The organism is Streptomyces chromofuscus, from assembly GCF_015160875.1.
GTDB classification, from domain to species: domain Bacteria; phylum Actinomycetota; class Actinomycetes; order Streptomycetales; family Streptomycetaceae; genus Streptomyces; species Streptomyces chromofuscus.
Map to the genome: position 1 here is coordinate 5,599,903 of NZ_CP063374.1, position 13,677 is coordinate 5,613,579.

14 protein-coding genes are annotated in these 13,677 nt (G+C 70.0%); all 14 read left to right on the forward strand.

Going from position 1 to position 13,677, the window contains the following annotated elements:
* The first annotated feature begins 106 nt into the window (after positions 1-106).
* The 14 genes from IPT68_RS25410 (at position 107) to atpA (ending at position 13,657) form a co-directional block, all read left to right on the forward strand.
* Positions 107-1,243, forward strand: a complete 1,137-nt coding sequence (locus IPT68_RS25410) for an LCP family protein (RefSeq protein ID WP_189701472.1) — start codon at positions 107-109, stop codon at positions 1,241-1,243.
* A 223-nt stretch (positions 1,244-1,466) separates the two neighbouring features.
* On the forward strand, positions 1,467-1,688 hold the full coding sequence (rpmE, locus tag IPT68_RS25415) for a 50S ribosomal protein L31 (RefSeq protein WP_030042685.1): 222 nt from the start codon (positions 1,467-1,469) through the stop codon (positions 1,686-1,688).
* Positions 1,689-1,800: 112 nt separating this feature from the next.
* Positions 1,801-2,868 (forward strand): peptide chain release factor 1, encoded by a 1,068-nt coding sequence (prfA, locus tag IPT68_RS25420; protein WP_189701473.1) that lies wholly within the window; start codon positions 1,801-1,803, stop codon positions 2,866-2,868.
* Positions 2,869-2,939: 71 nt separating this feature from the next.
* Positions 2,940-3,779 carry a peptide chain release factor N(5)-glutamine methyltransferase gene (gene prmC, locus IPT68_RS25425; RefSeq protein ID WP_189701542.1) on the forward strand — a complete coding sequence of 280 codons (840 nt, stop codon included), beginning with the start codon at positions 2,940-2,942 and terminating at the stop codon, positions 3,777-3,779.
* Positions 3,780-3,831: 52 nt separating this feature from the next.
* Positions 3,832-4,479 carry an L-threonylcarbamoyladenylate synthase gene (locus IPT68_RS25430; RefSeq protein ID WP_189701474.1) on the forward strand — a complete coding sequence of 216 codons (648 nt, stop codon included), beginning with the start codon at positions 3,832-3,834 and terminating at the stop codon, positions 4,477-4,479.
* A complete protein-coding gene (locus tag IPT68_RS25435) occupies positions 4,476-5,156 on the forward strand; it encodes an arsenate reductase/protein-tyrosine-phosphatase family protein (protein ID WP_189701475.1) in 681 nt (226 codons plus the stop codon). The genes IPT68_RS25430 and IPT68_RS25435 overlap by 4 nt, the downstream gene beginning before the upstream one ends.
* 630 nt (positions 5,157-5,786) lie before the next feature.
* Positions 5,787-7,025 (forward strand): serine hydroxymethyltransferase, encoded by a 1,239-nt coding sequence (locus tag IPT68_RS25440; protein WP_189701476.1) that lies wholly within the window; start codon positions 5,787-5,789, stop codon positions 7,023-7,025.
* A 128-nt stretch (positions 7,026-7,153) separates the two neighbouring features.
* Complete coding sequence (locus tag IPT68_RS25445; RefSeq protein ID WP_189701477.1) at positions 7,154-8,458, forward strand: MraY family glycosyltransferase; 1,305 nt, start codon at positions 7,154-7,156, stop codon at positions 8,456-8,458.
* Between the two features lie 284 nt (positions 8,459-8,742).
* On the forward strand, positions 8,743-9,180 hold the full coding sequence (locus IPT68_RS25450; RefSeq protein ID WP_189701478.1) for a hypothetical protein: 438 nt from the start codon (positions 8,743-8,745) through the stop codon (positions 9,178-9,180).
* Positions 9,181-9,453: 273 nt separating this feature from the next.
* Positions 9,454-10,224, forward strand: a complete 771-nt coding sequence (atpB, locus tag IPT68_RS25455) for a F0F1 ATP synthase subunit A (RefSeq protein WP_189701543.1) — start codon at positions 9,454-9,456, stop codon at positions 10,222-10,224.
* 77 nt (positions 10,225-10,301) lie between these two features.
* Positions 10,302-10,538: an ATP synthase F0 subunit C gene (gene atpE, locus IPT68_RS25460; RefSeq protein WP_189701479.1), complete on the forward strand. Its 237-nt coding sequence runs from the start codon at positions 10,302-10,304 to the stop codon at positions 10,536-10,538.
* A gap of 43 nt (positions 10,539-10,581) precedes the next feature.
* Positions 10,582-11,130 carry a F0F1 ATP synthase subunit B gene (locus IPT68_RS25465; protein ID WP_189701480.1) on the forward strand — a complete coding sequence of 183 codons (549 nt, stop codon included), beginning with the start codon at positions 10,582-10,584 and terminating at the stop codon, positions 11,128-11,130.
* Positions 11,127-11,942 carry a F0F1 ATP synthase subunit delta gene (locus IPT68_RS25470; RefSeq protein ID WP_189701481.1) on the forward strand — a complete coding sequence of 272 codons (816 nt, stop codon included), beginning with the start codon at positions 11,127-11,129 and terminating at the stop codon, positions 11,940-11,942. Before IPT68_RS25465 ends, IPT68_RS25470 begins: the two co-directional genes overlap by 4 nt.
* Positions 11,943-12,064: 122 nt before the next feature.
* The gene (gene atpA / locus IPT68_RS25475) at positions 12,065-13,657 is read left to right on the forward strand and encodes a F0F1 ATP synthase subunit alpha (protein WP_189701482.1); all 1,593 of its coding nucleotides are present in this window, start codon (positions 12,065-12,067) and stop codon (positions 13,655-13,657) included.
* Positions 13,658-13,677 lie beyond the last annotated feature (20 nt).

The following is a 13,677-nucleotide window of genomic DNA, read 5'->3' on the forward strand; positions in this document are numbered from 1 at the left end:
CCGCCCGGCCCGGCGGGGCGACGATGGAGCGGGTACGGGGTCGCGCCGACGACCGAGTCCGAACGCCATCGCAGGGGGTACCCGACCGACGGGAGCCGAGGAGCGCATGCCTGCCGACAGCACGCCGCAGTCCGGCATACCGGGTGAGCCCGGCGCACACGGCCCGCGCCGACGGCGCGGCGGCCGCCGCCGCAAGCCCCGGTCCAGGGGCCACAGAGGGCTGCTGATCGCGGCCTGGACCGCGGCGGGCGTCCTCGTCCTCGGCGGCACGGGCGTCGGATACGTGTACTTCAAGCTCAACGGCAACATCGCAAGCGTCGACATCGACCACGCCCTGGGCACCGACCGGCCCGGCAAGGCCGACAACGGCTCCGAGAACATCCTGGTCCTCGGCTCGGACACCCGTTCAGGCGGCAACCAGCGGCTGGGCGGCGGCGCCGACGACGGCAACGCCCGCTCCGACACCGCGATGATCGTGCACCTGTACGAGGGCCGGAAGAGGGCCGCGGTGGTGTCCGTCCCGCGCGACACCCTGATCGACCGCCCGGCCTGCACGGACACCGACGGCACGACGCACGACGCGGCCTCCGGCGTGATGTTCAACTCCGCGTACGCCACCGGCGGCGCCGCCTGCGCCGTGAAGACCGTCGAGTCCCTCACCGGCATCCGGATGGACCACTACCTGGAGGTCGACTTCTCCGGCTTCCGGAAGCTCGTCGACGAGCTGGGTGGCGTCGAGGTCACCACGACGGAGGACATCAGCGACCCCGACAGCCACCTGGACCTCCCGGCCGGCACGCACCGCCTCACCGGCGAGCAGGCCCTCGGCCTGGTCCGCACCCGGCACGGGGTGGGCGACGGCTCCGACCTCGGCCGCATCCAGCTCCAGCAGGCCTTCGTGAAGGCGCTGGTCGAGCAGGTGAAGGACATCGGCCTGTTCACCAGCCCCAAGAAGCTCTACGACCTCGCCGACACCGCCACGGGCGCGATCACCACCGACTCCTCCCTCGGCTCGGTCAACGCCATGGTGTCCTTCGCGGGCGGCCTGAAGGGGATCAGCGCCGCGAAGATGACCATGGTCACGATGCCGGTCCGATACGACCCGGCCGAACCCAACCGCGTCCTGTTCGACGAGGCGAAGGCCCAGCAGGTCTGGACGGCCCTCAAGAAGGACGCACCGATCCCGAAGTCCGCCACGGAGGGCACGGCGACGGGCGAGGCGAAGGGCGTGATCACGCCCTGAAAGGGGCGCGGGGCGCGACCAACCACAGTCGACCCGCGGCCGCCGACGACGATCAAGCGCCACCCCGCCCGTGCCCCCACCCCTCACCTGCACGGAATAGACGACACCAACCCCCGGTTTTGGGGGATGGCCCCAGTCCTGGCAGACTGGTACGTCGGCTCCGGTTCACGCTCCCGCACCCCGCGGCTGCGACCCGGCGCCCTCCCGAAATCTAGGAGACACCTTGAAGCGCGACATCCACCCCGAGTACGTCGAGACGCAGGTCAGCTGCACCTGTGGCGCGTCGTTCACCACCCGTAGCACGATCGACTCCGGCACCATCCGGGCCGAGGTCTGCTCCGAGTGCCACCCGTTCTACACGGGCAAGCAGAAGATCCTCGACACCGGTGGCCGTGTGGCCCGCTTCGAGGCCCGCTTCGGCAAGGCTGCCGGCTCCAAGAAGTAGCGAGCCCCAATTCGCCGGTCCACGGCCGCGCCCCTTTCACCCGGGCGCGCCGGGACCGGCGTTTTTGGTCGCCCGCCCACTTCACCCCCGTACGTATCCACAGGAGCCAGAGATGTTCGAGGCCGTCGAGGAGCTCGTCGTCGAGCACGCCGACCTGGAGAAGAAGCTCGCCGACCCGTCGGTCCACGCCGACCAGGCCAACGCCCGCAAGCTGAACAAGCGGTACGCCGAGCTGACCCCGATCGTCGCCACGTACCGCTCCTGGAAGTCGTCCGGCGACGACATCGAGACGGCCCGCGAACTGGGCGCCGACGACCCGGAGTTCGCCGCCGAGGTCAAGGAGCTGGAGCAGCAGCGCGAGGAGCTGACGGAGAAGCTCCGCCTGTTGCTCGTTCCGCGCGACCCCAGCGACGACAAGGACGTGATCCTCGAGATCAAGGCGGGCGCGGGCGGCGACGAGTCGGCGCTGTTCGCCGGCGACCTGCTGCGCATGTATCTGCGGTACGCCGAGCGCGTCGGCTGGAAGACCGAGATCATCGACGCCACCGAGTCCGAGCTGGGCGGTTACAAGGACGTCCAGGTCGCGGTGAAGGCGCGCGGGCAGATCGAGCCCGGGCAGGGTGTCTGGGCGCGGCTGAAGTACGAGGGCGGCGTGCACCGCGTGCAGCGCGTGCCGGCGACCGAGTCCCAGGGCCGTATCCACACCTCCGCGGCCGGCGTGCTCGTCACCCCCGAGGCCGAGGAGGTCGACGTCGAGATCAACCCGAACGACCTGCGCATCGACGTCTACCGCTCCTCCGGGCCCGGCGGCCAGTCCGTCAACACCACCGACTCCGCCGTGCGCATCACGCACATCCCCACCGGAGTCGTCGCCTCCTGCCAGAACGAGAAGAGCCAGCTGCAGAACAAGGAGCAGGCACTGCGTATCCTGCGCTCCAGGCTGCTCGCCATGGCGCAGGAGGAGGCGGAGAGGGAGGCCGCCGACGCCCGCCGCAGCCAGGTCCGCACCGTCGACCGCTCCGAGAAGATCCGCACGTACAACTTCCCGGAGAATCGCATCTCGGACCACCGCGTCGGCTTCAAGGCGTACAACCTGGACCAGGTCCTGGACGGCGACCTCGACGCGGTGATCCAGGCCTGCGTCGACGCGGACTCGGCCGCCAAGCTCGCAGCCGCGTAAGGCACTCACGAGTACGACGGAGGACGAGCGTGCAGCCATCTTTTGGGGGGCGACCCCCAAGTCCCCGCAGTCTGCTGCTCGCGGAGGTGGCCCAGGCCACCCAGCGGCTGGCCGACGCCGGCGTGCCCTCTCCGCGCACCGACGCGGAGGAGCTCGCCGCGTTCGTGCACGGCGTGAAGCGGGGCGAGTTGCACTCCGTGCAGGACTCCGACTTCGACGCCCGCTACTGGGAGGTCATCGCGCGCCGTGAGCAGCGCGAGCCGCTTCAGCACATCACCGGGCGGGCCTTCTTCCGGTACCTGGAACTCCAGGTCGGGCCCGGTGTGTTCGTGCCGCGTCCGGAGACGGAGTCCGTGGTCGGCTGGGCCATAGACGCCGTGCGCGCCATGGACGTCGTCGAGCCGCTGATCGTCGACCTGTGCACCGGCTCGGGCGCCATCGCGCTGGCGCTCGCCCAGGAGGTGCCGCGCTCCCGCGTGCACGCCGTGGAGCTGTCCGAAGAGGCGCTGCACTGGACCCGCAAGAACGTCGAGGGCTCCCGGGTCGACCTGCGGCAGGGAGACGCCCGGACCGCGTTCCCGGACCTCGACGGGCAGGTCGACCTGGTGATCTCCAACCCGCCGTACATCCCGCTCACCGAGTGGGAGTACGTCGCCCCCGAGGCCCGGGACTACGACCCCGACATGGCGCTGTTCTCCGGCGAGGACGGCCTCGACCTCATCCGCGGCCTGGAACGCACCGCGCACCGGCTGCTGCGCCCCGGCGGCGTGGTCGTCATCGAGCACGCCGACACCCAGGGCGGCCAGGTGCCGTGGATCTTCACCGAGGAGCGGGGGTGGGCCGACGCGGCCGACCATCCCGACCTCAACAACCGCCCGCGCTTCGCCACCGCCCGCAAGGCGCTGCCGTGAGTACCGACCAGACTTCACCCCAGCAGTACGTGTACGAGGAGGCCCGCTAGACATGGCACGGCGATACGACACCAACGACGCCACCGACCGCGTGACCGGTCTGCGTGAGGCCGCGTCCGCCGTCCGCCGTGGCGAGCTGGTGGTCCTCCCCACCGACACCGTGTACGGCATCGGCGCCGACGCGTTCTCCCCGGAGGCGGTCTCGGACCTGCTGGAGGCCAAGGGCCGGGGCCGCAACATGCCCACGCCCGTCCTCATTGGCTCCCCGAACACCCTGCACGGCCTGGTCACCGACTTCTCCGAGCTGGCCTGGGAGCTGGTCGACGCGTTCTGGCCGGGCGCGCTGACGCTGGTCGCCAAGCACCAGCCGTCGTTGCAGTGGGACCTGGGCGACACCCGGGGCACGGTCGCCGTGCGCATGCCGCTGCACCCGGTGGCCATCGAGCTGCTCACCGAGGTCGGCCCCATGGCCGTGTCGTCGGCGAATCTCACCGGGCACCCGGCGCCGGAGGACTGCGACGCCGCCCAGCAGATGCTCGGCGACTCCGTCTCCGTCTACCTCGACGGCGGCCCGACCCCCGGCAACGTGCCGTCCTCCATCGTCGACGTCTCCGGCTCCGTGCCCGTCCTGCTGCGTGAGGGCGCCCTCTCGCCGGACGAGCTGCGCAAGGTCGTACCCGACCTTGAGGTGGCCAATTGACAGCCCCTGAAGCGGGGCGTGGCATAGGCAACGGGGAAAGCGCGGCGGAGATCACGACGACCTTCGTGGGGCTTCCGCGCGACAGCTTCCGCATCCTCCACGTCAGCACCGGCAACGTGTGCCGCTCGCCCATCACCGAGCGGCTGACCCGGCATTTCGTGTCGCAGCGGCTCGGCGTCCTGGGCGGCGGGCTGATCGTGGAGAGCGCCGGCACCTGGGGCCACGAGGGCGCGCCCATGGAGGCCAACGCCGAGACGGTGCTGGCCGACTTCGGCGCGGACGCCTCCGGCTTCGTGGGCCGGGAGCTGCTGGATGAGCACGTGATCCGTGCCGACCTGGTGCTCACCGCGACCCGTGACCACCGCGCCCAGGTCATCTCGATGGGCCACTCGGCGGGGCTGCGCACCTTCACGCTGAAGGAGTTCACCCGGCTGGTGAAGGCCATCGACCCGGCGACGCTTCCGCCGCTGGAGGACGGGGTGGTGACGCGGGCCCGCGCGCTGGTCCGGGCCGCCGCCGCCCTGCGGGGCTGGCTGCTGGCGCCCACCGCCGAGGCCGACGAGGTGTACGACCCGTACGGGGCACCGCTGACGTTCTTCCGCTCGGTCGGCGACGAGATACACCAGGCGCTGGACCCCGTGGTGACAGCACTGACCGGGGTGGCGGCGCGGACCTGACGGGGCGCGGCGCGGCGGAGCTGTGCCGCGTTGCGGCGGGGCGGAGCTGTGCCGCGTTGCGGCGGGGCGGAGCTGTGCCGCGTTGCGGCGGGGCGGACCTGAGCGGCGTTGTCGGGCGGTCTGAGCAGGGGGGTGCGGCGCGGACCTGCGTCGGGGAGTTGCGGCGCGGACGTGAGTGGGGCGGCTGCGCGGCGGACCTCAGCGGCGTTGTGGTTCGGGCGTGAGCGGGGTGGTGGCGGCTTCAGCGGGGGTGGCGGGGCGGATCTCAGTGGTGCTTGTGGCGCGGGTGTGGGCGGGGGTGTGTTTCGGGCCTGGGCGGGGTGGTGGCGGCCTGAGCGGGGGTGGCGGGGCGGATCTCAGTGGTGCTTGTGGCGCGGGTGTGGGCGGGGGTGTGGTTCGGGCGTGAGCGGGGTGGTGGCGGCCTCAAGGGGTTGAGGCGCGGACCCGAGTGGGGTGTGGCCGGGCTTCGAACGGGGTTGCGGCGCGGACCTGAACGGGGCGATGGCGCGGGGCCGAGCCAGGCGGTGGGCCGGCACGCGTGCCGCAAGGCCGCCACCCTGCGACAGCGGGCGCCCGCGGCGGCACCGGCCTACATTGGACCTACGTCAACGCCGACGCCCGGAGTCCACCATGCCGGTCACCCATGCCCCCGAGGCCGATCTCCTGCGGCGCCAGGACCCCGAGCTCGCCGAGATCCTGCTCGGGGAGCTGGACCGGCAGTCGACCACCCTCCAGCTGATCGCCGCCGAGAACTTCACCTCACCGGCCGTCCTGGCCGCCCTGGGCTCGCCGCTGGCCAACAAGTACGCGGAGGGCTATCCGGGATCCCGCTACCACGGCGGCTGCGAGATCGTCGACGTGGCCGAGCGCCTGGCCGTGCAGCGCGCCAAGACACTGTTCGGCGCCGATCACGCCAACGTCCAGTCCCACTCGGGCAGTTCGGCCGTGCTGGCCGCCTACGCCGCCCTGCTGCGCCCCGGCGACACGGTCCTCGCCCTCGGCCTGTCCTACGGCGGCCACCTCACCCACGGCTCGCCCGCCAACTTCTCCGGCCGCTGGTTCGACTTCGTCGGCTACGGCGTCGACGAGGAGACCGGCCTCATCGCCTACGACCAGGTCCGCACCCTGGCCCGCACGCACCGCCCCAAGGCGATCGTGTGCGGCTCGATCGCCTACCCGCGGCACATCGACTACGCCTACTTCCGCGAGGTCGCCGACGAGGTGGGCGCCTACCTCATCGCCGACGCGGCCCACCCCATCGGCCTGGTCGCCGGGGGAGCGGCGCCCAGTCCGGTGCCGTACGCCGACATCGTGTGCGCCACCACCCACAAGGTGCTGCGCGGACCGCGCGGCGGCATGCTGCTGTGCGGCGCCGAGTTCGCCGAACGCGTCGACCGGGCCGTCTTCCCCTTCACCCAGAGCGGCGCCCAGATGCACAGCGTCGCCGCCAAGGCCGTCGCCTTCGGCGAGGCCGCGACACCGGCCTTCCAGGCGTACGCCCATCAGGTGGTCGCCAACGCCCGGTCCCTGGCCGCCGCACTCACCGCCGAGGGGCTCGCCGTCACCACCGGCGGCACGGACACCCACCTCATCACCGCCGACCCGGTCCCGCTCGGCGTCGACGGCCGCACCGCCCGCGGCCGGCTGGCCGCCGCCGGCATGATCCTCGACTGCTGCGCCCTGCCGCACGCCGACGCCCGCGGCCTGCGCCTGGGCACCGCCGCCGTCACCACCCAGGGGATGGGGGAGGGCGAGATGGCCCGGATCGCCAAGCTGCTCGCCGAGGTGCTGCGGGACCAGGCCGACGCCCGGCAGGTGCGGGAGGAAGTACGGGAACTGGCAGAGGGATTTCCGCCGTATCCGCGCTGAGCGGGGGTAGCAGGCATCCGTGCACAGCCACACGTGCAACCATCGTCGCTACCCGGAAGTCCCCATCCATATGCGTCCCTCGCTAGGGTGTGGGGCTGAGATGGCCAGCGAGACCTGTGGGGAAGCCCGTGCGTGAATACCTGCTGACGCTCTGCATCACGGCCGCGGTGACGTACCTGCTGACAGGGCCGGTGCGGAAGTTCGCGATCGTGGCCGGAGCGATGCCGCAGATCCGGGCGCGTGACGTGCACCGGGAACCCACTCCACGGCTCGGCGGGATCGCGATGTTCTTCGGCCTGTGCGCGGGCCTGCTGGTCGCCGACCACCTCACCAACCTCAGTGAGGTCTTCGAGAAGTCCAACGAGCCCCGCGCCCTGCTCTCCGGAGCGGCGCTGATCTGGCTCATCGGCGTGCTGGACGACAAGTTCGAGATCGACGCCCTGATCAAGCTGGGCGGACAGATGATCGCCGCCGGCGTGATGGTGGTGCAGGGCCTGACGATCCTGTGGCTGCCGGTGCCGGGCGTCGGCACGGTCGCGCTGACCCAGTGGCAGGGCACGCTGCTGACGGTGGCGCTGGTCGTCATCACCATCAACGCGGTCAACTTCGTCGACGGCCTGGACGGCTTGGCGGCGGGCATGGTGTGCATCGCGTCCGCCGCGTTCTTCATGTACGCCTACCGCATCTGGTACTCGTACGGCATCGAGGCCGCCGCCCCGGCCACCCTGTTCGCGGCGATCCTGATGGGCATGTGCCTCGGCTTCCTGCCGCACAACATGCACCCCGCGCGCATCTTCATGGGCGACTCGGGCTCGATGCTGATCGGCCTGGTCCTGGCCGCCGGTGCGATCTCGGTCACCGGGCAGGTCGACCCGGACGTGATGAACCTGTTCTCCGGGTCGGAGCGCAACACCGTGCACCAGACGGTCCCGGTGTACATCCCGCTGCTGCTGCCGTTGACCATCATCGCGATCCCGGCCGCCGACCTGGTCCTCGCGATCGTGCGCCGCACCTGGCGCGGCCAGTCCCCGTTCGCCGCCGACCGGGGGCACCTGCACCACCGGCTGCTGGAGATCGGCCACTCGCACAGCCGGGCCGTGCTGATCATGTACTTCTGGTCGGCGCTGATCGCCTTCGGTGCGCTCACCTACTCGGTGAACTCGGCGTCCATGTGGATCGTGCTGAGCGTGGTGCTGCTCAGCGCCCTCGGACTGCTCATGCTGCTGCTGCCCCGCTTCACCCCGCGCGCGCCGCTGTGGGCCGAGCACCTCGTGCCGCCGCGCTACCGCCGGCGCAGGGTCGTCGTGCCGCCCGCGGCCGAGGTCCCGGTGGAGGCTCCGGCCGAGGAGGAGGACCGAACGCCGGTCGCCGTCGGCGTCTCCGGAGTCAACGGAGCGACCGCCGCGGGCCCCCGCTCGCGCTTCACAAGGTAAGAATCTGACTAAGGCATTGCCAAGCCGTGGGGGAACGAAGGCCCCAATACCAGACAACTCGGCTCGGTTTCTGCACAGACGCGCACTGTCACCCTCATGTGTGACAGTGCGCACACCTCCAGGTAAAGACCTCATCAAATAGTTTGTGATACGGTTCACGAGAACCCCCGGACAGAGCTGAAGGACCGTGGTGCGACGGTCCACCGGCATGAGGTTCTCTCTCGACCCGGGACTACGCTCGTCCATGACGACACCCTGCCCCCTGTGAAAGCGGAGTTGCCGCCATGCCGTCCAATGACGCCCGGAACCTGTTGCAGACAGCTGCGCCCGCAGCCGCTGTCGGTGTGGTCACGGTCGCCGTCAGCGGCGCGGTCGCCGGCGGCAAGGGCGCGCTCGGCGCGGCCGTCGGCACGGTGCTGGCCATCCTCTTCATGGGAATCGGCCTGTTCGTTCTCCAGTGGACGGCAAAAACGCTCCCCCAGCTGTTCCAGGCCATGGGGATGATGCTCTACGTCGCCCAGCTCCTGCTGCTCCTGATCTTCGTCGCCCTCTTCAAGGACACCTCCCTCTTCCATCCGAAGACGTTCGCCGTCGGTCTCGTCGTCGCGACCGTCGTGTGGATGGCCGCGCAGGCCCGTGCGCACATGAAGGCCAAGATCTTCTACGTCGATCCGGAGCCCTCGAAGAGCGAGAAGCCCGAGAAGACAGGGCCGTCGTCGTGAGGAGTAGGGGCGCGATAAAGGCCAGTGAGAACTCCTGCTATCGTCCGGTGCCAACTGCGGCATCGCGGGCGCGGGCATCCGAGCTGACGCCTGCTCGATCGCGAGGCTTGATGTCCCCCAGCCGCCCCCACATCCGTAACACCAGTCCGGTGCCGACCCGCGGCCGTGTGCCGCGCCGACACAACGAGGTTGCCGTACCCATGCGTCACGCCGAAGGAGCCCGTGGTGAGTGCTGACCAGACCCAGCTCGCCTTTGACTGGAGTTGTCGGATCATGTCCGACAACGGGTGTGGCTTCCCGGCTCCGGGCCTGCACTCGTTCCTCTTCCAGCCGATCGCCACGGTCGGGGGGTTCGAGTTCAACAAGGTGATGCTGCTCGCGCTCATCACCACCGTGCTCGTGATCGGTTTCTTCTGGGCGGCCTTCGGCAAGGCGAAGGTGGTTCCGGGCAAGCTCCAGATGATCGGCGAGGCCGGCTACGACTTCGTGCGCCGCGGCATCGTCTACGAGACCCTCGGCAAGCGGGAGGGCGAGAAGTTCGTCCCGCTCATGGTCTCCCTCTTCTTCTTCATCTGGATCATGAACATCTGGTCCGTGATCCCGCTGGCCCAGTTCCCGGTGTCGTCGATCATCGCCTACCCGGCGGTGCTGGCCGCGATCGTCTACTTCACCTGGGTCGGGCTGACCTTCAAGCGGCACGGCTTCGTCGGCTTCTTCAAGAACGTGACCGGCTACGACAAGTCGCTGGGCCCGGTGCTCCCGCTCGTCATGATCATCGAGTTCTTCTCGAACCTGCTGGTGCGGCCGTTCACGCACGCGGTGCGACTGTTCGCCAACATGTTCGCCGGTCACCTGATGCTGGTCATGTTCACCGTCGCCTCCTGGTACCTGCTGAACAGCTGGTTGATCCCGGCGGCGGGCGTCTCGTTCCTCATGACGATCGCCATGATCCTCTTCGAGCTTTTCGTGCAGGCCGTCCAGGCGTACGTCTTCGTACTGCTGGCCTGCACCTACGTCCAGGGCGCTCTCGCCGAGCATCACTGAGCCCCTCCCGCCCGCAAGCCCCCAGAACGTCCGGTGGCCAACCCCCGCCGGTCCATGAAAGAGAAGGAAGAATCAGCATGGCTGCCACTGAGACCCTCGCCGCTGTCTCCGGTTCGCTCGGCTCCATCGGCTACGGCCTCGCCGCCATCGGCCCCGGCATCGGCGTCGGCATCATCTTCGGCAACGGCACCCAGGCCCTGGCCCGTCAGCCCGAGGCCGCCGGCCTGATCCGTGCCAACCAGATCCTGGGCTTCGCCTTCTGTGAGGCGCTCGCCCTCATCGGCATCGTTATGCCGTTCGTGTTCGGTGTGTAAGTAGCCACCGCTTACCCGACACGATTCGACGAAAGGCACTGATGTGATCGCCAACCTGGTGCAGCTGGCGGCCGAGGAGGAGCAGAGCCCGCTCATCCCGCCGGGCCCCGAGCTGCTCGTCGGCACCATCGCCTTCGCCGTCGTCTTCTTCTTCTTCTGGAAGAAGCTGCTTCCGAACATCAACAAGGTTCTGGAGGAGCGCCGCGCGGCGATCGAAGGCGGTATTGAAGAGGCCGAGACCATGAAGGTCGAGGCCCAGAGCGTCCTTGAGCAGTACAAGGCCCAGCTCGCCGAGGCCCGGCACGAGGCCGCGCGGCTGCGCCAGGAGGCGCAGGAGCAGGGTGCCGTGCTCATCGCCGAGATGCGCGCGGAGGGTCAGCGGCAGCGCGAGGAGATCATCGCCGCCGGTCACGCCCAGATCGAGGCCGACCGCAAGGCCGCCTCGTCCGCGCTGCGGCAGGACGTCGGCAAGCTCGCCACCGATCTGGCCGGCAAGCTGGTCGGTGAGTCCCTCGAGGACCACGCCCGCCAGAGCCGTGTGATCGACCGCTTCCTCGACGAGCTCGAGGAGAAGGCCGAGGCGTCTCGATGAACGGAGCGAGCCGCGAGGCCCTGGCAGCCGCACGTGAGCGTCTCGACGCGCTGACGGACGCCACGTCCGTGGACGCGGCGCGGCTCGCCGACGAGCTGGCCGCGGTGACCGCGCTGCTCGACCGCGAGGTCAGCCTGCGTCGGGTCCTCACCGACCCGGCGCAGGCCGGTGAGGGCAAGGCCGAGCTGGTCCAGCGCCTGCTCGGCACCCAGGTCGGCGGCGAGACCACGGACCTGGTGTCCGGCATGGTGCGCTCCCGCTGGTCGCAGTCGCGCGACCTGGTGGACGCCCTGGAGGAGCTGGCCGCCACCGCGGACCTCACCGCCGCGCAGCGCGACGGCTCCCTCGACAGCGTCGAGGACGAGCTGTTCCGGTTCGGCCGGATCGTCGCGTCCAGCACCGAGCTGCGCGCCGCGCTGACCGACCGCAAGGCCACCACGTCGGCCAAGAGCGAGCTGCTGCGCAGCCTGCTCGGCGGACGGGCGGCCCCGGCCACCGAGCGTCTGGTGACGCGCCTTGTGACCGCGCCGCGGGGACGTAGCCTGGAAGCGGGACTGGAGTCCCTGTCCAAGCTCGCCGCCGACCGGCGGGACCGCATGGTCGCCGTCGTCACCTCGGCGGTGCCGCTGAGCGACGTGCAGAAGCAGCGCCTCGGCGCCGCCCTCGCCAAGCTCTACGGCCGCCGGATGCACCTCAACCTCGACGTGGACCCCGAGGTCCTCGGCGGGATCCGGGTGCAGGTCGGTGACGAGATCATCAACGGCTCTCTCGCGGACCGCATCGCGGACGCCGAGCGTCGGCTGGCGAGCTAGCCGCAACTGAACACGCAAGTCGTACTTACGGCCCTGGTTGGGCCGTGCAGAGGATTCCTGGGGGTCGCCCCCAGACCCCCAAAGTGAAACTTCGGGCCCAACAAGGAGAGCAGGGAACCCAGATGGCGGAGCTCACGATCCGGCCGGAGGAGATCCGGGACGCACTGGAGACCTTCGTCCAGTCGTACAAGCCGGACGCGGCCTCGCGCGAGGAGGTCGGTACGGTCACCCTTGCCGGCGACGGCATCGCGAAGGTCGAGGGTCTGCCCTCGGCCATGGCCAACGAACTGCTGAAGTTCGAGGACGGCACCCTCGGCCTCGCCCTCAACCTCGAGGAGCGCGAGATCGGTGCCATCGTCCTCGGTGAGTTCAGCGGCATCGAGGAGGGGCAGCCGGTCACCCGCACCGGTGAGGTCCTCTCCGTGGCGGTCGGCGAGGGCTACCTCGGCCGCGTCGTCGACCCGCTCGGCAACCCGATCGACGGCCTCGGCGAGATCGAGACCGACGGCCGCCGCGCCCTCGAGCTGCAGGCCCCCACGGTCATGCAGCGCAAGTCGGTGCACGAGCCGATGGAGACGGGCTACAAGGCCGTCGACGCGATGACCCCGATCGGCCGCGGTCAGCGTCAGCTGATCATCGGTGACCGCCAGACCGGCAAGACCGCCCTGGCCGTTGACACGATCATCAACCAGCGCGACAACTGGCGCACCGGCGACCCGAACAAGCAGGTCCGCTGCATCTACGTCGCCATCGGCCAGAAGGGCTCCACCATCGCGTCGGTGCGCCGCGCGCTGGAGGAGAACGGCGCGCTGGAGTACACGACCATCGTCGCCGCCCCGGCGTCCGACCCGGCCGGCTTCAAGTACCTGGCGCCGTACACCGGCTCGGCCATCGGCCAGCACTGGATGTACCAGGGCAAGCACGTCCTGATCATCTTCGACGACCTGTCGAAGCAGGCCGACGCCTACCGTGCCGTGTCGCTGCTGCTGCGCCGCCCGCCGGGCCGTGAGGCCTACCCGGGTGACGTCTTCTACCTGCACTCCCGTCTGCTGGAGCGCTGCGCGAAGCTCTCCGACGAGATGGGTGCCGGCTCGATGACCGGTCTGCCGATCGTCGAGACCAAGGCCAACGACGTCTCGGCGTTCATCCCGACCAACGTCATCTCCATCACCGACGGCCAGTGCTTCCTGGAGTCGGACCTCTTCAACGCCGGTCAGCGCCCCGCGCTGAACGTCGGTATCTCCGTCTCCCGAGTCGGTGGTTCGGCGCAGCACAAGGCGATGAAGCAGGTCTCCGGCCGTCTGCGCGTGGACCTCGCCCAGTTCCGTGAGCTGGAGGCGTTCGCCGCCTTCGGTTCCGACCTGGACGCCGCGTCCAAGGCCCAGCTGGAGCGCGGTCAGCGCATGGTCGAGCTGCTGAAGCAGGACCAGTACCAGCCGATGGCCACCGAGGACCAGGTCGTCTCCGTGTGGGCCGGCACCACCGGCAAGATGGACGAGGTCCCGGTCGCCGACATCCGCCGCTTCGAGAAGGAGCTGCTGGAGTACCTGCACCGCAAGGAGCAGGGCCTCATGACCTCCATCAAGGAGGGCGGCAAGATGTCGGACGACACCCTCACGGCCGTCGCCGACGCCATCGCGGAGTTCAAGAAGCAGTTCGAGACCTCCGACGGCAAGCTGCTCGGCGAGGAAACTCCGGCCGCTGCCGCCAAGTGACGTAAGGAAGGGACCTGACT